Below are 20097 nucleotides of genomic sequence, written 5' to 3'. Positions count from 1 at the left end.
GTTCAATCCCTCAAGGTTGCCTGGAATCGCTCTTTTAATGCCGCAACGCATTTGGCAACCGTCGCGGCAATCTCCTCTTCTTCGAGTGTCCGGCTGGTATCCTGCAAAATCAGGCTGATTGCGAGGCTCTTATAGCCCTCGGAAACACCCTTACCTCGGTACACGTCAAACAAGTTTACGCCAACTACCTGATTTACGCCAACTTTCTTACACTCTGCGATGATATCTGCTGCGGGCACGTTTTCCGCCACAACAACGGCGATATCTCGGCGGTTTGCCGGGAAGCGCGAAATCTCTTGCGCATCAGGCAGGACGCGGTCTGCGACCTTATTCCAAAGCAGTTCAAAGACTAAGGTGCGACCGTTGAGATCCAGCTTACGTTCAAGTTCGGGATGAACCACTCCGATAAATCCGATTCGTTCATCATGCAAATAAATTGCCGCACTTTGTCCCGGATGTAACGCCGGATTCGCTTCTGCACGGAAAGTGATGGCGTCGAGCTTACCGGTTAAATCCAGTAATGACTCTAAATCGCCTTTCAAATCATAGAAGTCAACCGCCTGGCGCGCCAGATCCCAGTGCTCTTCGAAGCGATTGCCACTCAGTACGCCGGCCAGCATCAAATCCTGACGGATACCTAAATCTGCCTGTGTATCAGGCACAAAACGCAGGCCGCTCTCAAACAGGCGCACGCGGCTCTGCTGACGATTCTGGTTATAGACCACGGCGCTCAGCAAACCGGTCCACAGCGACAGACGCATGGTGGACATATCGCTGGAAATCGGGCTTGGCAGCAGCAATGCCTCTTCGCCGGGATGCAGCAACTGCTGGACTTTTGGATCCACGAAGCTGTAGGTAATGGCCTCCTGATAGCCTTTATCCACCAGCAGCATCTTCGCGCGTTTCAGCGACAGGTTGGCTTCACGGTGCTTCGTCATCACCAGCCCGGCCTGCACCGGCACGTTCGGGATATTGTTGTAACCGTAGATGCGCGCAATCTCTTCCACCAGGTCTTCTTCGATAGCCATATCGAAGCGCCAGGTCGGTGCGACCGCCTGCCATTCCTGATTGCCTACGTTCACCTGACAACCGAGGCGGGTCAGAATGTCGGTCACCTGGGCATCGCTGACCACATGACCGATTAAGCGATCCAGCTTCTCACGACGTAAGGTGATGGTGGCTGGCACAGGCAACGCGGCCTCTACCGTCTGATCGATAACCGGACCGGCTTCGCCGCCACAGATGCTCAGCAGCAGCTGCGTCGCCCGCGCCATCGCCTTGTGCTGCAGCGCCGAATCCACACCACGCTCGTAACGATGTGAAGCATCCGTATGCAAACCATGACGACGCGCACGGCCGGTAATCGCCAGCGGCTCAAACCAGGCGCATTCCAGTAAAATATTTTGCGTTTCGGTGTTTACGCCGGAATGCTCACCGCCAAAAATGCCGCCCATCGCCAGCGCTTTCTGGTGGTCAGCAATGACCAGCGTATCGCTGCTGAGTCTGGCTTCTGTACCGTCCAGCAGCGTGAGTGCTTCGCCCTCTTCTGCCATGCGCACCACGATCCCGCCGTCAAGACGATCCAGATCGAAGGCGTGCATCGGCTGACCCAGTTCCAGCAGCACGTAGTTGGTGATATCCACGACCGGATCGATAGAGCGAATACCGCAGCGGCGCAGTTTCTCTCTCATCCACAGCGGCGTTGCTGCGGCAACGTTCACGCCTTTGACCACCCGGCCTAAATAGCGAGGACAGGCATCGGTCGCGTCAACGCGAATCGGGAAGGTATCGGGAATCGTGGCAGTGACCGGCTCGATGGCGGGCGCATTTAGCGGCAGGCCGTTCAGGACCGCAACATCCCGAGCGATGCCCATGATGCCCAGACAGTCAGCGCGGTTAGGCGTCACGCTGATTTCGATGGTGTTGTCATCTAACTGCAGATAGTCACGGATATCGGTGCCCACAGGCGCATCGGCAGGCAGTTCAATAATGCCATTGTGATCATCGGAAATACCCAGCTCCGAGAACGAGCACAGCATGCCTTCCGAGGGTTCACCGCGCAGCTTTGCGGCTTTGATTTTGAAATCGCCCGGCAGAACGGCACCCACGGTGGCGACGGCTACTTTCAGGCCCTGACGACAGTTCGGCGCACCGCACACGATGTCCAGCAGACGATCGCCCCCGGTGTTGATTTTGGTCACACGCAGCTTGTCGGCATTCGGGTGTTGACCGCACTCTACGACCTCACCGACCACCACGCCATGAAACGCGCCAGCCACTGGCTCAACGCCATCCACTTCCAGACCCGCCATGGTGATTTGTTCTGACAGCGCTGCGCTGTCAAGGGCTGGATTTACCCATTCGCGTAACCAGAGTTCACTGAATTTCATTGGATAACCTGCCCTTACTTAAATTGTTTGAGGAAACGTAAATCATTTTCGAAGAATGCGCGTAAATCGGTCACGCCGTAACGCAGCATGGTCAGACGCTCCATGCCCATACCAAAGGCGAAGCCCGAGTAGACTTCCGGATCGATACCGACGTTGCGCAGCACGTTAGGATGCACCATGCCGCAGCCCAGCACTTCCAGCCACTTGCCGTTTTTCCCCATCACATCCACTTCCGCAGACGGTTCGGTGAACGGGAAGTAAGACGGACGGAAACGGATCTGCAAATCTTCCTCAAAGAAGTTGTTCAGGAAATCGTGCAGCGTGCCTTTCAGGTTGGTGAAGTTGATGTTCTTATCGACGATCAGGCCTTCCATCTGGTGGAACATCGGCGTGTGCGTCTGATCGTAGTCGTTACGGTACACGCGGCCCGGGGCGATAATGCGCAGCGGCGGCTGCTGGTTTTTCATCGTGCGAATCTGTACGCCGGATGTCTGCGTACGCAGCAGGCGAGTGGCATCGAACCAGAAGGTGTCGTGATCGGCACGTGCCGGGTGATGGCCGGGGATATTCAGCGCGTCAAAGTTATGGTAATCGTCTTCAATTTCCGGGCCGGTCACCACCGCAAAGCCCAGTTCACCAAAGAAGGTTTCGATGCGATCGATAGTACGGGTAACCGGATGCAGTCCACCGTTTTCGATACGGCGTCCCGGCAGCGAGACATCGATGGTTTCCGCCGCCAGACGGGCGTTGAGCGCCGCCGACTCCATCGCTTCTTTGCGGGCATTCAGACGATCTGTCACCTGCTGTTTGGCTTCGTTAATCACGGCACCGGCTGCTGGACGCTCTTCTGCTGGCAGCTCACGCAACGTGGTCATCTGCAAAGTCAGATGCCCTTTTTTCCCCAGATATTCGACGCGCACCGCGTCAAGGGCGGCGATATCGGTCGCCCCGTCGATGGCCGCCGTGGCGTTCGCCACCAGTTCTGCTAGTTGGGACATGTTTTCCTCTTTTTCCAGTCAGGCTGGTTAGTACTTGTTGGGACCTGCCGGTCCAATATGCCAGCGCCAAAAATAAAAAAGCCTCCACGTGGGAGGCTTTCAGCGCGATTTTTCGTTTCTTTTCTTATGCGCAAAAGCCCCTGATTGTCAGGCGCTAAAGTAAAAAAAGAAACGGAAAATAGCAGCATTCATGCTTGCGTTACCTTGTCGTGATACTCAACGGCACTATTGAAAAGCGCAGAGGCGAAAAAGTCAATCTTTTGCTCAGGTTACAGGTAATAAAAAAGGGAGCAAGCTCCCTTTTTCAACTGACTTACGCCAGAGCTGATTTCGCTTTTTCTACCAGTGCAGTGAATGCCACTTTGTCGAATACAGCGATGTCGGCCAGGATTTTACGGTCAATTTCAATGGCTGCTTTTTTCAGACCATTGATGAAACGGCTGTAAGACATACCGTTCTGACGCGCCGCTGCGTTGATACGCGCGATCCACAGCTGACGGAACTGACGCTTACGTTGACGACGGTCGCGGTAAGCATACTGACCAGCTTTGATAACAGCCTGGAAGGCAACGCGGTAAACACGTGAACGTGCACCGTAGTAACCTTTAGCTTGTTTTAAGATTTTTTTGTGACGTGCGCGAGCAACTACACCACGTTTTACACGAGCCATTTAGCTCTCCTGTTTAATATTCTGAATTAATTAAAAAAATTTACTTATGCGTACGGCAGGCAGGCAACAACCAGACCCAGATCGCCTTTAGACACCATGCCTTTCGGACGCAGGTGACGTTTACGCTTGGTAGACTTCTTAGTCAGAATATGACGCAGGTTCGCGTGTTTACGCTTGAAGCCGCCAGAAGCGGTCTTCTTGAAGCGCTTAGCCGCGCCACGTACAGTTTTAATCTTTGGCATTTTAAAAAATATCCACTTCGCATTGTTGATAACATGACCCAGACAGGCGAACAACAAACCGCACAACGCAAGCGCTGCGCGGTCATTGCTACTTGAATGCCTACTGTTTCTTCTTAGGTGCGAGCACCATGATCATCTGGCGGCCTTCGATCTTCGAAGGGAAGGATTCGACAATAGCCAAATCCAGATCATCACACAGGTCTTTACGGACGCGGTTAAGCACTTCCATACCGATCTGCTGGTGCGCCATCTCACGACCGCGGAAACGCAGCGTGATTTTGGCTTTATCGCCTTCTTCCAGAAAGCGAATCAGGTTGCGTAGTTTGACCTGATAGTCGCCATCATCGGTTCCAGGACGGAATTTAATTTCCTTAACCTGAATAACTTTTTGCTTCTTCTTCTGTTCCTTAGAAGATTTGCTTTTTTCATAGAGGAACTTGCCGTAATCCATAATGCGGCAAACCGGCGGTTCGGCGTTCGGGCTGATTTCAACTAAATCTACACCCGCTTCCTCAGCTTTTTCCAAAGCTTCGCGTAGACTGACAATACCAAGTTGCTCGCCTTCAACGCCTGTTAAGCGCACTTCTGTTGCGCGAATTTCACTGTTGATGCGATTCGGACGCGTAGGTTGTACTCGTTTTCCGCCTTTAATACCTTATTCCTCCAATTGGTGAAGATTGCGGCTGCGAATCTCTTGCTGCAGCTTCTCAACAAACACATCGACATCCATCGACCCAAGGTCTTTACCACGGCGGGTGCGAACGGCCACTTTGCCAGCTTCCACCTCTTTATCACCACAGACCAACATATAAGGGACGCGACGTAATGTGTGCTCGCGGATTTTAAAGCCTATCTTCTCGTTTCTCAAGTCCGCTTTCACACGAATGCCAGCATTCTGCAATTTACGTGTCAAAGTCTCAACATATTCTGCCTGACCGTCGGTAATATTCATGACGACAGCCTGCACTGGTGCCAGCCAGCTAGGGAAGAAACCGGCAAACTCTTCGGTCAAAATACCGATAAAGCGTTCCATCGACCCCAGAATCGCACGGTGAATCATCACGGGCGTCTGACGATCGTTGTTTTCACCCACGTAGGTGGCATCCAGACGTTTAGGCAGGGAAAAGTCTAGCTGAACTGTTCCGCACTGCCAGGCACGGTCAAGGCAATCGTATAAAGTAAATTCAATTTTCGGGCCGTAGAAGGCGCCCTCACCCGGCTGGTATTCAAACGCAATGTTGTTTTCATTGAGCGCCGCAGCCAGATCCTCTTCTGCACGATCCCAGGTTTCATCAGAACCGATGCGCTTTTCAGGACGGGTAGACAGTTTCACCACGATCTTTTCAAAGCCAAAGGTGCTGTACATGTCGTAAACCATGCGGATACAGCTGTTCACTTCGGCGCGCAGTTGATCTTCCGTACAGAAAATGTGGGCATCATCCTGAGTAAAGCCACGAACGCGCATCAGACCATGTAACGCACCTGAGGGTTCATTACGGTGGCAGCTCCCGAACTCGGCCATACGCAGTGGCAAATCGCGATAGGATTTCAGCCCCTGATTAAAGATTTGCACATGACCCGGGCAGTTCATCGGCTTGATGCAGTACTCACGGTTCTCCGAAGAGGTCGTAAACATCGCATCTTTGTAGTTTTCCCAGTGACCGGTTTTTTCCCACAGCACGCGGTCCATCATGAACGGACCTTTTACTTCCTGGTACTGGTACTCTTTCAGCTTACTGCGGACGAACACTTCCAGTTCACGGAAAATTGTCCAGCCGTCATTATGCCAGAAAACCATACCCGGCGCTTCTTCCTGCATATGGTAGAGGTCGAGCTGTTTACCGATCTTACGGTGGTCGCGCTTCGCCGCTTCTTCCAGACGCTGCAGATAGGCAGACAGCTGCTTTTTATCGGCCCAGGCGGTGCCGTAGATGCGCTGCAACATTTTGTTGTCGCTGTCGCCACGCCAGTAGGCGCCTGAAATTTTCTGCAGTTTGAAATGGTGACAAAAACGCATATTCGGTACGTGCGGACCGCGGCACATATCGACGTATTCTTCATGATGATACAGCCCAGGGCGATCATCATGGCTGATATTCTCGTCCAGGATAGTGGTCTTATAGACTTCACCCCGCGCCGCGAAGACATCGCGCGCTTCCTGCCAGCTGACCTTCTTCTTCACGACATCGTAGTTGGTCTCAGCCAACTGATGCATGCGTTTTTCCAGCAGCTCAATATCTTCCTGGGTCAGCGTGCGATCGATGTCGACATCATAGTAGAAACCGTTGTCGATAACCGGACCAATAGCCATTTTCGTGTCGGGCCACAGCTGCTTAATGGCATGGCCTAACAGGTGCGCGCAAGAGTGACGGATGATTTCAAGACCCGCTTCGTCTTTTGCAGTAATAATGGCGACAGACGCGTCGTCGGTGATGGGATCAACCGCATCGACCAGTTCACCGTTCACTCGTCCGGCGATACAGGCTTTGGCCAGACCGGGGCCGATATCAAGCGCGATGTCCATCACGCTGACAGGGCGATCATAAGTGCGCTGGCTGCCATCAGGAAGCGTAATTACAGGCATAGAATGTCCTTAGTTGCAGTGGTAAGCCACACGAAAGCCTACATACAAAATTGAGTAGTTTGATTCACCTGGCGTGAAATCAGACCCACATTGTCGGAATGTCGCCAGGAAGTTGATGCGGCACGGATAATAGCAGTTTTCAGACGTGAGCAAAACCCATGCCTTTCCGCTAACTCTCAGACAGATCAAAAAAAAGCGGCCGGGCACCAGGCCAGACCGCTTCTCCGTCAGACAGACTTAACGCGGATTACATCGCGTACGTCAGCATGACCGTGGTTTTGGTATCCGTATGGTCGGGCGCAGACTCAGGTGGATTGTTGTTCCAGGTGACGTTATACGCCAGTTTCAGGGCGAAATGGTCGTTAATCGCTACCTGTAATCCCGTTTCAGAGTTCACTGTCGTATCGTCACCCAGTGAGCTCAGTACGGAAACGCCCTGAATGAATTTGGTGGTATCTGTCAGCTGCCACTGGTAGCTCACCGCACCGTAAGCCAGCGCCTGCGTTTTATGGCCACCTTCGCGGTAATCGTCGTAACGGACACCAGGACCGAATTCCGCACGCAGTGAATGCACCGGGCCATTCAGGATCTGACGACCATAACCGGCGGTCAGGACATCGCGTCCGTCATAACCATTGTAACGGTCACTTAACCAGCTTGCCTGACCAAACAGGTAGTCATAGGCGCTCATGTTGTAACGCGAACGCGCACCTACGTTATAGGTTTCGGACGAGCGCTCATCGTTTGCAGAGGTATTCGCGGCATTGCCCCACAAGCTGTAGGCCATTGATTCTGTATACCAGGTCATGTTGGTCTGTGCGGTCAACGATGAGCTGGTGGTGTTACCGGTTTGCGCCAGGTAACCTGCAGAGGCCGATCCTTCAAAAGGCTTTTTCGCCGTTGAAGGGTCATCCATCGCGGTGAAGACCGCGTTATCGGCCAGCGCCTGGTGACAAAACGCTCCGGCAGAGAGCAATAGAACAGCAGACAGCTTGTTAAAGGCGTTCATTAAGTGTGATCCGTGCAACAGTTTTGAAAACGAAGATTCTGAAGGGTTTCCCGGTGCGATCAATCCCCTTTACCGTAACTTTTGTAAAGAGATATGAATTCGCTCAGAACATCATGCATTAGCGTAACGTCCCGTATTTGCTGGACGTTAACCTGAGTTCGGCGCGCATTATAGAGTTGTTTTTGCCAAATAACATCTGTTCGTTTACAAGATTTACATACGTTCGGGTTGCCAGCATCCGCACAAACGGTAAACAGTTTAGTCCGAATTGTTGGCTCATCCCCTTCATTATTCGCCTGTTTTTTCACCCTGTACTACGCTGTGTGATATTTAACCCTTTCGAGGTGCAAAATGAGCAGTGGAGATCTACATCGCTATGTCGTGACCTTTCATTATCAGGAAGCCGGACTCAGTGACGTTCTGAACCTGACCGGTGCTCTGACATCAGGGGGCTTCTCTACCACGTTAATGGATGACAGTGGCACCGCCCATGAGCTTGGCACCAACAGTTTTGGCATTGTCACCACACTGGATGAGGCCGCGCTAAAACAGCAGGCTCTTGCCGCGGGCGAAAGCGCGCTGGGCCAGAAACCCGACGTGACGTTGACCACGCTTGACGACTTTCTGCGCCAAGCAACAGGTGCCGCAGACTAGTCTGTGCACACACGCAGGTTTTTATCGCGTGCGTCCGCGTTACAATTGAACTCAGGCAGCGAATAAAGAGGATAACCCGATGTGGTCAGCCATTAGTCGTCTGTTAAACGAGCAATTTGGCAACGCCGAAATTACCCAACGTCATGAACTCCCCGGGGGGGATGTTCATCCCGCCTGGCTCATCCGCTATGGTGAGCAGGATGTGTTTGTAAAGTGCAACAGCCGCGATAAAGTGTCCCTGTTTAGCTGGGAAGCCGATCAACTCGCCCTGCTGCGCCGTACCCAGACGGTCCGCGTTCCGGACGTTTATGGCGTTGGCAGCGATCGTGACTACAGTTTCCTGCTGCTGGAATATATCAAACCTCAGCCCCTGGATCCGCAGAGCGCCTACCAGTTAGGCCAGCAGTTGGCGCGTCTGCATCAGTGGAGCGAGCAACCTCAGTTCGGGCTTGATTTCGATAATAATCTGACCTCTACACCACAGCCCAACAGCTGGTTGCGGCGCTGGTCAGTTTTCTTTGCGGAGCAACGAATCGGCTGGCAACTGCAGATTGCCGCTGAGAAAGGCATTCTGTACGGCGATGCCGAACGGATTATTGATTGTGTGCAACGGACCCTGGCGTCCCATCACCCTCAACCTTCCCTGCTCCACGGCGATCTGTGGCCAGCTAACTGTGCGGGCAGCGAGACTGGCCCCTGGATTTTCGATCCTGCCTGTTACTGGGGCGACCGGGAATGCGACCTGGCGATGCTGAGCTGGTTTACCGATCTGCCGAAGGCGATCTTTGACGGTTATCACCAGAGCTGGCCATTACCCGATGGCTTTTCGCAGCGTCAGCCGGTTTATCAGCTTTACTATCTCCTGAACCGGGCCAACGTGTTTGGCGGCAACTGGCTGGGCGCGGCGCAGTTTGCCGTGGGCCAGTTGCTGGATGACGATGCACGGGCAGCCGGTCAGGTGAAACCGGCCTGATCGTTTAGAGAAAACCGAGCAGAGAAAGCAGAAAGTAACCGGCGATGGCAATCACCAGCGGCAGGATGTAGAGCGGGAAAATCTGTAGAAAAATGGTGTGGCGCGGGACCCGTACCTTTTCTTCCAGCTGCTGCCGGGTCCGGCCATCGCTGCCTTTTGCCTGCTCAAGAATCATCTGATCTTCAATCCCTTCCCGCACATGGCGCACCTGACGTCCCATGCGCGCACCGGACGCTTCCAGCGCCAGCCCGACAAAAATCAAAATATAGATAAACCAGAAGCCCAGATTCATCTGTCCATTGAACTCGGGCACCGGTGAGTTTTGCCAGAACACATTCAGAAACGGCGTATTAAAGCGAATCATATCCACCATGACATGAATGAAATCCAGCATCACGGCATCAATACCGGGTTTCTTTTCACTGTGCTTAAACAAAAAGCTCAGCAGTGAAATGATGGTAGACAGCAACGCGAGTAAAAAAATCACCCAGCCAGCGACACGCTTAAGGATGGCAATGCGGCCAGCCTGTTGATAGGTCATGATATCTCCTGAACCCAAAATCCCATTTGCTTCAGTCTACCTGCCCTTGCAGAATTTTCCCAAAAAAAAGAGCGGTCTGCGCCCGTTTCGCCTCATCTGCGCACCAACCCTGTGTTCATGCTAAGGTAGCCTGAACTTTTTAAGGAGCGAAACATGTCTTACCACCGCCCTGTTTTTGCAGCTTTATTTGATATGGATGGCTTGTTGATTGATTCTGAACCTCTCTGGGATCAGGCTGAAATGGACATCTTTTCAACCCTGAATATCGATTTGACCCGACGCCACGAATTACCCGATACGCTCGGATTACGTATCGATCAGACGGTGCGCATGTGGTACGAAACGTTGCCCTGGTCGGGACCGAGTCAGGAAGCGGTCACACAGCGTATCATCGCCCGTGCAATGGAACTGATTGCGATAAACCGCCCGCTTCTGCCCGGCGTCGAGTCCGCCCTCTCATTGTGCAAACAGCACGGCCTGAAGACCGGCCTGGTTTCCGCATCGCCCCGCTTCATGCTGGAACAGGTACTGACGATGTTTAACCTGAATCACTATTTTGATGTGCTGTCTTCCGCCGAACATCTGCCCTACAGCAAGCCGCATCCGCAGGTCTACCTCAACGCCGCCGAGGCGCTGGGCATTGATCCGCTTCACTGCGTCGCGCTGGAAGATTCGGTGAACGGCATGGTAGCAAGCAAAGCCGCACGAATGCGATCGATTGTGATTCCGGCAGCCAGCCATCAGGATGATGCCCGCTGGGCGCTTGCCGACGTGAAGCTGAGCAGCCTGACACAGTTAACGCGGGAGCATTTGCAGGCTTGACGGCAAAGGCGCTGTAACCTGTTGCATCCCCTTAAAAAATTAACGCTTCGTTACAGCGTCACAGGTTCTCATTTACTGGATAAATCCCTATACTGGATGCATTGACAGTTTCTTTTGCAGCCAGGTTTATCATGACGGCCGAAGGCCATATCTTTTTTGCTGTTGCCAGCGCCATTTTTGCGAAACGGGCCGAGCTCACCCCGGTGATGGCTCAGGCGGACTGGTGGCATTTAATTCCCGCCAGCCTGCTGACCTGCCTGCTGCCTGACATCGATCATCCTAAGTCCTTGCTGGGCCAGCGCCTGCGCTGGTTGTCGCATCCCATTGCCCGGGCATTTGGTCATCGCGGGTTCACCCACAGCCTGCTTGCCGTCGCGGCTGGCCTGTGGCTGTTTCAGATTAACGTGCCGAAAAGCTGGCCGGTGCCCGCCGATGTTCTGCAGGGCATGACGCTGGGTTACCTGAGCCACATTGTGGCCGATATGCTCACTCCGGCCGGCGTTCCTCTGCTCTGGCCCTGTCGCTGGCGTTTTCGTCTGCCCATTCTGAACAGCCAAAAAGGCAATCAGCTGGAGCGCGCTCTGTGCCTGTGCGTGATGGCTTACGCGCTGTGGTTCCCGCCAGGGATGCCTGCGTTTGGCGAAAATGGCTGGCCCACTCAGGTATTTGATACCTTGCAAAACGGCGTCAGCCGCCTCCTGTCGGGGCATTCCGGCTCCTGAGCCACTGGCCGCTCAGGCAACGTTATAAGCTATTCCATTTGGATATAAGATCGCACTAAATTCACCTGATACCATTTCCGGACACCTGTATGAACAATAACTACTTTTGCTTTCCTTACCAGGGGAATGCTGCATGATTCGGAGTTTCTATGGATATCCCTTTAACGCTTAATATCATTGCCTTTGTGGTGCTGCTGCTTCTGCTGTCACGCCTGAGCCGCGCCAACTGGAGTCTGTCAAAAAAAGTGCTGGTCGGGTTAGTGTTTGGCGTCGCGTTTGGCCTGGCGCTGCAGTTTATTTACGGCAGTAACAGCGATACGGTCAAAGCGTCAATTGGCTGGTTTAACGTGGTCGGTAACGGCTATGTCCAGCTGTTGCAGATGATCGTAATGCCGCTGGTCTTTGTCTCAATTCTGAGCGCGGTGGCGCGCCTGCATAACGCCTCTTCGCTGGGCAAAATCAGTTTCCTGACCATTGGCGTGCTGCTGTTTACGACCGCGATTGCGGCGCTGGTCGGGGTTTTCGTGACCGGGCTGTTCCATCTTAATGCAACCGGCCTGGTACAGGGTGCCCAGGAAACGGCGCGTCTGAGTGCCATCCAGAATAACTATGTAGGCAAAGTGGCCGATCTGACGGCGCCGCAGCTTATCCTGTCCTTTATCCCGAAAAACCCCTTTGCCGATTTAACCGGTGCCAGCCCCACCTCGATTATCAGTGTCGTCATCTTCGCAGCCTTTTTAGGCGTGGCGGCCCTGCACCTGCTTAAAGATGACGAAGTGAAAGGCCAGCGTGTCCTGACGGCGATCGATACGCTGCAGTCATGGGTGATGAAGCTGGTGCGCCTGATCATGAAACTGACGCCTTACGGCGTGCTGGCGCTGATGACTAAAGTAGTTGCCGGATCGAACCTGCAGGACATCATTAAGCTGGGTAGCTTCGTGGTCGCATCCTATCTGGGCCTGGGCATTATGTTTGTGGTACACGGTCTGCTGCTGTCCGTAAATGGCATCAACCCTATGCGCTTTTTCCGCAAAGTCTGGCCCGTGCTGACCTTTGCCTTTACCAGCCGCTCCAGTGCCGCCAGCATTCCGCTGAACGTGGAAGCGCAAACCCGTCGTCTGGGCGTGCCGGAATCCATTGCCAGTTTCTCGGCGTCGTTTGGCGCTACGATCGGGCAGAACGGTTGTGCCGGTCTTTATCCGACCATGCTGGCCGTGATGGTGGCGCCGACAGTGGGCATTAACCCGTTTGATCCGCTGTGGATTGCCACCCTGGTGGGCATTGTGACGTTGAGCTCAGCAGGCGTTGCCGGTGTCGGCGGTGGCGCGACTTTCGCGGCGTTAATCGTGCTGCCCGCGATGGGCCTGCCCGTCACGCTGGTCGCGCTGCTGATTTCGATCGAGCCGTTGATCGATATGGGCAGAACCGCGTTGAACGTGAATGGTGCAATGACCGCAGGTTCCCTGACCAGTCGCTGGCTGGGCCTGACAGACCGACGCGTTCTTGAGCAAGACGAACACCGTGAATTAGAGCACAGCTAATCACATCTGACCTGGCACCCGGTGCCAGGTCTTCTCCCTTTTCCCTGCCTGTTTCTCCTTATTTCCCCTCTGTCTTTACATTCACGTTAAGGAAACGTTAAGCGTGGTAAATGGGCAATAATACGTGCGCTTTCTGCTTGTTTTTGGATGCTAAAAGGAGAATTCTGCAGCGAGTCACAGCAGGAGAATGCACATGAAAACGGTTATCGCTTCATTCCTCGCGTTAGCGATGATTACGCCCAGCGCAGTGTTTGCTCGCCCCGGCGACTGGGGGCCCGGCCCTCACTGGTACCGGCCCGGCCCGGGCTGGCATGGTCCTGCGCCGCGCTGGCATGGTCCTGACCATTTCCACGTTCTGCCACTGGCGGCAACGGCGGTTCTGATTGGGGGATTAACCTACTATTTGCTGAATGGCAGTTATTATCAGCGACACGGTGATGAGTACGTGGTTGTTGAGCCGCCTGCTCCGACCTATGTCAGCAGCGTCGGCGGTATGCGGGTGCTGGATTTTAATGGCCGACGTTTCTACGTGCAGGACGGGCATTACTATCAGCGGGAGATTAACGGCAGCTACGTTGAAGTGCCGCGTCCGGCTGGACTGTAGAGATAAAAAAACGGCTCGCCATAAGCGAGCCGTTTTTTCAGGTCAGCGAAAATTTACTGCTTAACCTGCGGATCGGTATCGTATTCAGCACAGCTCTGGAAGCCGTAGTTCATCACGCGACCCATATCGTTATAGCTCACGAAGTAAGTTTGTGCTTTACCGTCACGCTCGCCAATCACATAGGTCTGACAGGTACCGCGCGCATGCACCATGGTGATTTCAGTTGAAGCAGGGCCAGCAATCTGACGGACCTGCTGGCGGGTCATGCCTTTTTTGACGTCCTTAACCACTGGCTTAGTCACGTAGCTTTCCGCACGATCGTAAGTCGTACAACCAGAGAGCGCAGCCAGCGTCAGCGCTGCAGCGATACATCCCATCACTTTATTCATCTTGTTGTTCCTCATTTTTTGTCCATGTGATGAAAAGCCTGGAACATAAAACGGTTTTTATCAAGTTAATGACAGACTTAAACTCAATCTGTCTCGCGGGATTTGTTAAAATGCGCCAGAACAGACCAGGCATGCTGGCTCACTGCACCATTGCGTGTTGGCCAGTGCCGTTTTTACAGGCACAAAAGACGCGCTGAATGCACTTTTGTGACAACGTCACTTAAACATTATCATCAGAGGCCAAATGACGCTTTCCTCACCCAACCGGCTGGTTTACGCCATCACCCTGGGATTACTGGCTGCGCTGGGACCGTTGTGCATCGATCTGTATCTGCCCGCCCTGCCGCAGTTAGCCAGTGACCTGGCTACGCCAACGTCTACGGCACAGCTCAGCCTTACCGCTGGCCTGCTGGGACTGGGCGCCGGTCAGCTTCTGTTTGGTCCCATGAGCGACAAATTTGGTCGTCTGCGCCCTCTGACCCTGTCACTGACGTTGTTGTTTATCGCGTCGCTGGGCTGCGCCCTTGCCCAGACTATCGATCAACTGTTACTGGCTCGTCTGTTTCAGGGATTAGCGGGAGCGGGCGGTGCGGTGCTGTCACGGGCGGTTGCGCGCGATATGTATAATGGCCATGAACTGACGCGCTTTTTTGCGCTGCTGATGCTGGTTAACGGCCTTGCCCCTATTGGCGCCCCCGTACTGGGCGGTGCCCTGATGACCGTGCTGGACTGGCGCGGTATTTTTGTTGTGCTGAGCGGCATCGCCATTTTGCTCATCCTGCTGGCGCGCGGGAAACTGCATGAAAGTCTGCCCGTTGATCGGCGGAGTCAGGGCTCGGTTTTTGCTGCTTATGCTGCGCTGGGGCAGGTCATCACCCACCGTGCCTTTATGGGTTTCTGCCTGACGCAAGGGTTTATGATGTCGGGCATGTTCGCCTATATCGGCGCATCGCCGTTCGTGCTGCAGGAAATCTATGGTCTGTCACCCCAGGCGTTCAGCTTTTGCTTTGCCGCCAACGGTATCGGTTTAGTGATTGCCTCGCAGACCAGCGCCCGCCTCTGCCCGCTGTGGGGTGAATATCGCGTCCTGAAAGGCGGCCTGATGCTGGCATTCGTGGCCTCCAGCGCGCTGCTGGCCGCCGGGTTAACGCACGCCCCGCTCCCGCTGCTGCTGGTTGCGCTGTTCTTTTCGATTGCCAGCAATGGTGTCATTGCCACCACCGCCGCCTCACTGGCGATGCAAAGTCAGGGGCAACGTGCCGGTAGCGCATCGGCTGTCATTGGCGTGACGATGTTCACTCTGGGCGCACTCGCCGTGCCGGTAACCGGGATGGGCGGCACATCAGTAATCAGTATGACGTTGACGATATTTGGTTGCTTCATGCTGGCTATACTGACCTTTATCGTTTTGGCAAAAAAACCTCCGCTGAGGTAAAAATTGTCGGATTCAGACCAGCAAAAAGAAAACATCACCCGCTTTGGCTTGTTGTTTTCGGGGATGCGCGTTAGCTTTAAGACAGGCTTTATATTGTGCCGGCTGGCTAAAGACTTAAGGAGATGTTGATGTCACTGCAGCAGGAAATCATTACCGCACTGGGTGTGAAACCCACTATCGATCCGCAGCAGGAAATTCGTACCAGCGTGGATTTCCTCAAAGCGTATTTAACGCGCCACAGCGGCCTGAAGGCGTTAATACTCGGTATCAGCGGCGGACAAGATTCTACCCTGACGGGCAAGCTGGCCCAGATGGCGATCACGGAGCTTCGCCAGGAAACAGGCGATAACGACTACACCTTTATCGCGGTGCGTCTGCCTTACGGCGTGCAGGCTGATGAGCAGGACTGCCAGGATGCGCTGGCCTTCATCCAGCCAGACCGCTCGCTGGTGGTCAATATTAAAGAAGCGGTGCTGGCCAGTAAGCGCGCGCTGAAAGACGCCGGCATTGTGCTGTCGGATTTCGTCCGCGGCAATGAGAAAGCCCGTGAGCGTATGAAAGCGCAGTACAGCATTGCCGGTATGACCAAAGGCGTGGTGGTGGGCACCGACCATGGCGCTGAAGCCGTCACGGGCTTCTTTACTAAGTACGGCGATGGCGGCAGCGATATTAACCCTATCTTCCGCCTCAATAAGCGCCAGGGCAAACTGCTGCTGAAAACGCTGGGTTGCCCGGAACATCTGTATCTGAAAAAACCGACCGCCGATTTAGAAGACGATCGCCCCGGTCTGCAGGATGAAGTCGCACTGGGCGTCACCTACGACATGATCGATGACTACCTTGAAGGGAAAACGATCGATCCGGACAGCGCGAAAATCATTGAAGGCTGGTATCTGAAAACCGAGCACAAACGTCGACCGCCTATCACTGTTTTCGACGATTTCTGGAAATAACGCCGCCGACCCTTGCCGCCCGGCAAGGGTTGCCTTAACTGCTGAAACTCCATGTCCGTAACGTTACACGAACGCCACCCTGACCGGGCTGAGCGCAATTTTACTCTGGAGCACCACCCTGGGTCTGCTGCGTAGCGTCAGTGAGGCTTTTGGCCCCACCGGCGGTGCCGCCCTGATCTATTCCATCACCGCCCTGCTGTTGTGCCTGACAAGAGGCCTGCCCGATCCGCGTGTCCTGCCCCGTCGCTATCTGCTGGTGGGCGGCAGCCCTGGCCTGGGCGCTTTATAACAATGTGACACGCCGTTATGCATGCGGTAGCAACGTTGTTTCACTGTTTTTTATCGTCACCGCGCTGGCGCGCTGGCTTAAATTTGCGTTCGGCACACAGCAGGAAGCGATGCACGTCAGCGCAGCCGCGCTGGCGCAAGTGCTGTTCGTAGGTGCCTCTACCGCCGTGGCCTACTCTGCCTGGAACGACGGCATTCAGCAGGGAAATTTGCCCCTGCTGGCGACCGCCTCCTGTTTTACGCCCGTGCTGTCCGCCTTGCTGGCCAGCTTATGGCTGGGCCTGACACCGCCCGCCAGCTTCTGGCAAGGTGTTGCCCTGATCACCGCAGGCTCGCTGATCGGCTGGCGGGCAACATACCGGTTATGAATCTGAGGCTGGCGATCATTTAACCTGCCTGTTATGCTGTATGGACAACCAGTATAGGGAGTTCGTTTTGGCAAGACGTGCAGCAACCCACCGCCTCGAATTTGATGCGGCAGCGATTTATGAATACCCGGAACATTTGCGTGAATGGCTGGAAGGCTTGCCCAACCTGCCCGGCGTGTATACCTTTCATGGCGAAAGCGACACGCTGCCGTTATACATTGGCAAAAGCGTTAACCTGCGTTCGCGCGTCATGTCTCATTTCCGAACACCTGATGAAGCCAAAATGTTGCGCCAGTCGCGACGCGTTAGCTGGATCCCCACGGCGGGCGATCTCGGCGCGTTGCTACTGGAAGCGCAGATGATTAAAACTCAGCAGCCGCTCTTCAATAAACGCCTGCGCAAAAATCGCCAGCTCTGCTCGCTGCAAATTACGCCCGAAGGGAAACCACAGGTCGTGTATGCGCGCGATGTCGATTTCAGTCAGTCGCCCAACCTGTTTGGTTTATACCGCAGTCGCTTTGCTGCCCTGGAACGGCTGAAACAACTGGCCGATGAGTATCAGCTTTGCCACGGCTTATTAGGTCTGGAAGCACTGAGCCCCAGCCGGGGCTGTTTCCGCTCAGCGTTACGCCGCTGTGCGGGTGCCTGCTGTGGCAAAGAGTCCGTGAGCGATCATCAGGACCGACTGTTGGCGGCGCTGGAAAACGTCCGCGTCTTCTGCTGGCCCTGGCAGGGGGCGGTGGCGCTGGTGGAAGAAGGGAAACAGATGACGCAGATTCATGTCATTGACCACTGGTTCTATCTGGGCTCAGTTGACTCGCTTGAAGAAGCCAGACGGCTGAAACGGGGTAAAGGCGGGTTCGACCACGATGGTTATAAGATCCTGTGCCGTCCGGTGCTGTCCGGCCAGTATCCGATCATTCCGCTCTGAACCGCCTGCTGACGGCACAAAAGGCGGACAGATGGCGACCTGCAACGCAACACTGAGTTGACCGCATGACGCGACAGAACCGCCCTTTCCCTTAGCCGCCTTCCCGCTGGCGCGCGTGCATAAAAAAACCGCCGGCACTGCCCACGCAACGTGGACAAGGCCGGCGGTCTCAGACCGACTTTAGTGATTAACCCGAGGCTTATTCAGCAGGTGCAGGGGCCGGAGCCGCTTTGTCATGCATCGGGCGTTTTTCAGTCAGATGCTTTTCAAAATTCGCGTTGTACTGCTTTTTCTGCTCTGGCGTCAGTACGTTGTACAGTTTGTTCTGGGTTTCCATCATTGCCACCGCGTTCGCTTTGGCGTTGGCGGTCATTTTCTCCGCCTGGGCTTCGGCCTTCGCTTTGTCGAAGCTGTCAGAGGCGATAATCGCATGGTTAGCGCGACGCTCTTCGATTGACGGGCGCTGCATCTCGCCACGGCCCGCTTTCATAATTTCATGCATTTTTGTTTTTTGTTCTGGCGTCAGATTCAGTCCGCCAAACATCATGTCCATCCCACCCCGGTGCATCGGCTTGTGCATCGGTTTCTCACTGCCTGCTGGCGGTGGCGTCAGGTTATCCGCTTCGGCATGCACTACAGATGCCGCACCAAATGCCAGGGTAGAAGCCAGTAACAGAGAAGTCAGTTTACGCATAACAGTGTCCTTTTTTACTTGTTCACTTTCGTTACGACAGCGCGCTGTCGCGTCTTCGGAAACAAGCATACGACGTTGAACGTCAACTACTGCGAGTGAGCGTAAAAGCGTGAAAGCACAAAAGTCATATTTCAGGCGATCATGGAGGGAATAAGAAGAATGGCGTCAGGAATTGCAAAAGAGTATGAATAATCAGGAAATTTCGGATAAATCGTGGAGAATTGTAATGCCTTTAGCAGTAAAGCGGAAGGTCTCTTCCGCTCTTTTTTTATACTGCGCGGTGAGACCGTTCAGAGAGGTAACGCCTGAGTCTGCTCGCTCTCTTCAATCAGCATTAAACCCGCCCGCAATCCCAGCGCGACATGGGGATTGGGAAAGAGCACGTATTCCCGCGCCTGCTGGACAAAGTAGCGCGTCTCGCCATCCTCAGCTAATAACGCCCCCTGCGGAAACGCGGTAAAATTTTTCGTGTCATCCGGCATATGCAACTGAAACGCCTCACTTAAGCGCGTGATCTGCTGGCAGACCCGATAACGGCGCGGGCGACCGGCGGGCTCAGGCAATGTTTCACCATACAGCAGAGCAGCCAGGGCCTGAGACGCGGCGCTGAACTGCGACAGATCGTTTTCGCCAAACGGCCGCGCCTGCCCCAACTCAAGAGTACAGCTGGCTGCGCCAAAATGTTCGCAGCTGAAATGGGTAAATGTGCCCCCCGGCGAACGATGAAATACCAGCGCCTCCAGGCCGGCTGCGCCCAGCCAGTGTAAAAACGCGTCCGGCCAGGGACGCGAATTATGCGGCAGTACGCCAAAGCGGGGATGGTAAGAGCCGCGCAGTGCCGTATGCATATCCAGGTGCCAGCGGGTTTCGTCACATGCCCCCCGCTGCCAGAAGTTTTCCAGCGTTTGTTCCAGCCGCAGCACCCGCCGCGCTTCATCGCCATCATCAATCTGCTGCCAGCGGCCACCAAACAGTCGGTTAATGTCACAGGTCACATAACGCTTCCCCGCGCGCAGCGCCGAAGGATTACCTAACACCACCAGCATACGCTGCTGAAGTGGTTTTTCGCCCCGGAGTAAAGGCGTGATGAGCTGATTAAGGATTTCAACCGGGGCGGTTTCATTTCCGTGAACGCCCGCAGAGAGTACCAGCGCCTGGTTAACCGGTGCCTTTGGCTCCATAAGCAAAAGACCATGGTATAACCACTGCCAGCGAAGATGCGCCGTCTCACCGCTACGCAAACGTGGCGCTTCACCCGACAGCGTTTGCTGCAAAAAGTCCTGCATCGT

Annotated in this window: 21 protein-coding genes, 1 pseudogene and 1 other annotated feature; of the genes and pseudogenes, 10 read left to right on the top strand and 12 right to left on the bottom strand. The window is 54.4% G+C overall.

Features of this window, described 5'->3' with window-relative positions:
- Positions 1 to 2: 2 nt before the first annotated feature.
- From pheT to RAC90_RS03870, 8 genes are all read right to left on the bottom strand, one after another.
- On the bottom strand, positions 3 to 2390 hold the full coding sequence (gene pheT, locus RAC90_RS03905) for a phenylalanine--tRNA ligase subunit beta (RefSeq protein WP_058708702.1): 2388 nt from the start codon (positions 2388 to 2390) through the stop codon (positions 3 to 5).
- A 14-nt stretch (positions 2391 to 2404) separates the two neighbouring features.
- Positions 2405 to 3388 carry a phenylalanine--tRNA ligase subunit alpha gene (gene pheS / locus RAC90_RS03900; protein ID WP_033741123.1) on the bottom strand — a complete coding sequence of 328 codons (984 nt, stop codon included), beginning with the start codon at positions 3386 to 3388 and terminating at the stop codon, positions 2405 to 2407.
- A 71-nt stretch (positions 3389 to 3459) separates the two neighbouring features.
- Positions 3460 to 3585: a sequence feature (Phe leader region), on the bottom strand.
- The gene (gene pheM, locus RAC90_RS03895) at positions 3536 to 3580 is read right to left on the bottom strand and encodes a pheST operon leader peptide PheM (protein ID WP_106120997.1); all 45 of its coding nucleotides are present in this window, start codon (positions 3578 to 3580) and stop codon (positions 3536 to 3538) included. Its footprint overlaps the feature before it by 45 nt.
- Positions 3586 to 3701: 116 nt before the next feature.
- Positions 3702 to 4058, bottom strand: a complete 357-nt coding sequence (gene rplT, locus RAC90_RS03890; RefSeq protein WP_006118956.1) for a 50S ribosomal protein L20 — start codon at positions 4056 to 4058, stop codon at positions 3702 to 3704.
- Positions 4059 to 4102: 44 nt separating this feature from the next.
- Positions 4103 to 4300, bottom strand: coding sequence for a 50S ribosomal protein L35 (rpmI, locus tag RAC90_RS03885; RefSeq protein WP_006118955.1), 198 nt, complete (start codon positions 4298 to 4300; stop codon positions 4103 to 4105).
- A 100-nt stretch (positions 4301 to 4400) separates the two neighbouring features.
- Positions 4401 to 4952, bottom strand: a complete 552-nt coding sequence (gene infC / locus RAC90_RS03880) for a translation initiation factor IF-3 (protein ID WP_006118954.1) — start codon at positions 4950 to 4952, stop codon at positions 4401 to 4403.
- A 3-nt stretch (positions 4953 to 4955) separates the two neighbouring features.
- On the bottom strand, positions 4956 to 6884 hold the full coding sequence (gene thrS / locus RAC90_RS03875) for a threonine--tRNA ligase (protein ID WP_006118953.1): 1929 nt from the start codon (positions 6882 to 6884) through the stop codon (positions 4956 to 4958).
- A gap of 247 nt (positions 6885 to 7131) precedes the next feature.
- Positions 7132 to 7893 (bottom strand): YdiY family protein, encoded by a 762-nt coding sequence (locus tag RAC90_RS03870; RefSeq protein WP_006118952.1) that lies wholly within the window; start codon positions 7891 to 7893, stop codon positions 7132 to 7134.
- Between the two features lie 351 nt (positions 7894 to 8244).
- Between RAC90_RS03870 and ghoS the strand changes: the two genes are divergently transcribed.
- The gene (gene ghoS / locus RAC90_RS03865; protein ID WP_006118951.1) at positions 8245 to 8547 is read left to right on the top strand and encodes a type V toxin-antitoxin system endoribonuclease antitoxin GhoS; all 303 of its coding nucleotides are present in this window, start codon (positions 8245 to 8247) and stop codon (positions 8545 to 8547) included.
- 79 nt (positions 8548 to 8626) lie between these two features.
- Positions 8627 to 9520 carry a fructosamine kinase family protein gene (locus RAC90_RS03860; protein WP_033741121.1) on the top strand — a complete coding sequence of 298 codons (894 nt, stop codon included), beginning with the start codon at positions 8627 to 8629 and terminating at the stop codon, positions 9518 to 9520.
- A gap of 4 nt (positions 9521 to 9524) precedes the next feature.
- Here the strand turns inward: RAC90_RS03860 and RAC90_RS03855 are convergent, their stop codons facing one another.
- Positions 9525 to 10061 carry a YniB family protein gene (locus RAC90_RS03855; protein ID WP_006118949.1) on the bottom strand — a complete coding sequence of 179 codons (537 nt, stop codon included), beginning with the start codon at positions 10059 to 10061 and terminating at the stop codon, positions 9525 to 9527.
- 153 nt (positions 10062 to 10214) lie between these two features.
- Here RAC90_RS03855 and hxpB point away from each other — a divergent pair, with 153 nt between their 5' ends.
- From hxpB to RAC90_RS03835, 4 genes are all read left to right on the top strand, one after another.
- On the top strand, positions 10215 to 10883 hold the full coding sequence (gene hxpB / locus RAC90_RS03850) for a hexitol phosphatase HxpB (protein ID WP_205956386.1): 669 nt from the start codon (positions 10215 to 10217) through the stop codon (positions 10881 to 10883).
- Positions 10884 to 11014: 131 nt separating this feature from the next.
- Positions 11015 to 11605, top strand: coding sequence for a metal-dependent hydrolase (locus RAC90_RS03845; RefSeq protein WP_375123985.1), 591 nt, complete (start codon positions 11015 to 11017; stop codon positions 11603 to 11605).
- A gap of 149 nt (positions 11606 to 11754) precedes the next feature.
- The gene (locus RAC90_RS03840) at positions 11755 to 13146 is read left to right on the top strand and encodes an L-cystine transporter (protein WP_006118946.1); all 1392 of its coding nucleotides are present in this window, start codon (positions 11755 to 11757) and stop codon (positions 13144 to 13146) included.
- Positions 13147 to 13339: 193 nt separating this feature from the next.
- Entirely contained in the window at positions 13340 to 13750 is a 411-nt protein-coding gene (locus RAC90_RS03835) for a DUF6515 family protein (protein ID WP_006118945.1), read from the top strand.
- Between the two features lie 53 nt (positions 13751 to 13803).
- Here RAC90_RS03835 and osmE read toward each other — a convergent pair whose 3' ends face one another.
- On the bottom strand, positions 13804 to 14139 hold the full coding sequence (gene osmE / locus RAC90_RS03830; protein ID WP_006118944.1) for an osmotically-inducible lipoprotein OsmE: 336 nt from the start codon (positions 14137 to 14139) through the stop codon (positions 13804 to 13806).
- Positions 14140 to 14383: 244 nt separating this feature from the next.
- Here osmE and RAC90_RS03825 point away from each other — a divergent pair, with 244 nt between their 5' ends.
- The 4 genes and pseudogenes from RAC90_RS03825 (at position 14384) to cho (ending at position 18114) form a co-directional block, all read left to right on the top strand.
- The gene (locus RAC90_RS03825; RefSeq protein ID WP_006118943.1) at positions 14384 to 15574 is read left to right on the top strand and encodes a multidrug effflux MFS transporter; all 1191 of its coding nucleotides are present in this window, start codon (positions 14384 to 14386) and stop codon (positions 15572 to 15574) included.
- A gap of 128 nt (positions 15575 to 15702) precedes the next feature.
- Positions 15703 to 16527 carry an ammonia-dependent NAD(+) synthetase gene (nadE, locus tag RAC90_RS03820; RefSeq protein ID WP_375123984.1) on the top strand — a complete coding sequence of 275 codons (825 nt, stop codon included), beginning with the start codon at positions 15703 to 15705 and terminating at the stop codon, positions 16525 to 16527.
- 79 nt (positions 16528 to 16606) lie between these two features.
- Positions 16607 to 17183 (top strand): annotated as a pseudogene (locus tag RAC90_RS03815) (EamA family transporter).
- Positions 17184 to 17250: 67 nt separating this feature from the next.
- Entirely contained in the window at positions 17251 to 18114 is an 864-nt protein-coding gene (gene cho, locus RAC90_RS03810; RefSeq protein ID WP_375123983.1) for an excinuclease Cho, read from the top strand.
- Between the two features lie 199 nt (positions 18115 to 18313).
- On the opposite strand, the gene spy is transcribed toward cho, so the two are convergent.
- Together spy and astE are read right to left on the bottom strand one after the other, a co-directional pair.
- Complete coding sequence (gene spy / locus RAC90_RS03805; protein ID WP_058701720.1) at positions 18314 to 18808, bottom strand: ATP-independent periplasmic protein-refolding chaperone Spy; 495 nt, start codon at positions 18806 to 18808, stop codon at positions 18314 to 18316.
- A 290-nt stretch (positions 18809 to 19098) separates the two neighbouring features.
- Complete coding sequence (gene astE / locus RAC90_RS03800) at positions 19099 to 20094, bottom strand: succinylglutamate desuccinylase (RefSeq protein WP_375123982.1); 996 nt, start codon at positions 20092 to 20094, stop codon at positions 19099 to 19101.
- Positions 20095 to 20097 lie beyond the last annotated feature (3 nt).

Source organism: Pantoea sp. CS_6 (genome assembly GCF_041954745.1).
In the GTDB taxonomy this organism is placed as follows: domain Bacteria; phylum Pseudomonadota; class Gammaproteobacteria; order Enterobacterales; family Enterobacteriaceae; genus Pantoea; species Pantoea stewartii.
The sequence above is the reverse complement of the archived record's forward strand: the minus strand, read 5'-3'. Positions and strand labels throughout refer to the sequence as shown.

Excerpts from the sequence above, each read along its gene's own strand:
- pheT (WP_058708702.1), bottom strand. The coding sequence starts at position 2,390 with ATGAAATTCAGTGAACTCTGGTTACGCGAATGGGTAAATCCAGCCCTT.
- pheS (WP_033741123.1), bottom strand. The coding sequence starts at position 3,388 with ATGTCCCAACTAGCAGAACTGGTGGCGAACGCCACGGCGGCCATCGAC.
- rplT (WP_006118956.1), bottom strand. The coding sequence starts at position 4,058 with ATGGCTCGTGTAAAACGTGGTGTAGTTGCTCGCGCACGTCACAAAAAA.
- rpmI (WP_006118955.1), bottom strand. The coding sequence starts at position 4,300 with ATGCCAAAGATTAAAACTGTACGTGGCGCGGCTAAGCGCTTCAAGAAG.
- thrS (WP_006118953.1), bottom strand. The coding sequence starts at position 6,884 with ATGCCTGTAATTACGCTTCCTGATGGCAGCCAGCGCACTTATGATCGC.
- RAC90_RS03870 (WP_006118952.1), bottom strand. The coding sequence starts at position 7,893 with ATGAACGCCTTTAACAAGCTGTCTGCTGTTCTATTGCTCTCTGCCGGA.
- ghoS (WP_006118951.1), top strand. The coding sequence starts at position 8,245 with ATGAGCAGTGGAGATCTACATCGCTATGTCGTGACCTTTCATTATCAG.
- RAC90_RS03860 (WP_033741121.1), top strand. The coding sequence starts at position 8,627 with ATGTGGTCAGCCATTAGTCGTCTGTTAAACGAGCAATTTGGCAACGCC.
- RAC90_RS03855 (WP_006118949.1), bottom strand. The coding sequence starts at position 10,061 with ATGACCTATCAACAGGCTGGCCGCATTGCCATCCTTAAGCGTGTCGCT.
- hxpB (WP_205956386.1), top strand. The coding sequence starts at position 10,215 with ATGTCTTACCACCGCCCTGTTTTTGCAGCTTTATTTGATATGGATGGC.
- RAC90_RS03845 (WP_375123985.1), top strand. The coding sequence starts at position 11,015 with ATGACGGCCGAAGGCCATATCTTTTTTGCTGTTGCCAGCGCCATTTTT.
- RAC90_RS03840 (WP_006118946.1), top strand. The coding sequence starts at position 11,755 with ATGGATATCCCTTTAACGCTTAATATCATTGCCTTTGTGGTGCTGCTG.
- RAC90_RS03835 (WP_006118945.1), top strand. The coding sequence starts at position 13,340 with ATGAAAACGGTTATCGCTTCATTCCTCGCGTTAGCGATGATTACGCCC.
- osmE (WP_006118944.1), bottom strand. The coding sequence starts at position 14,139 with ATGAATAAAGTGATGGGATGTATCGCTGCAGCGCTGACGCTGGCTGCG.
- RAC90_RS03825 (WP_006118943.1), top strand. The coding sequence starts at position 14,384 with ATGACGCTTTCCTCACCCAACCGGCTGGTTTACGCCATCACCCTGGGA.
- nadE (WP_375123984.1), top strand. The coding sequence starts at position 15,703 with ATGTCACTGCAGCAGGAAATCATTACCGCACTGGGTGTGAAACCCACT.
- spy (WP_058701720.1), bottom strand. The coding sequence starts at position 18,808 with ATGCGTAAACTGACTTCTCTGTTACTGGCTTCTACCCTGGCATTTGGT.
- astE (WP_375123982.1), bottom strand. The coding sequence starts at position 20,094 with ATGCAGGACTTTTTGCAGCAAACGCTGTCGGGTGAAGCGCCACGTTTG.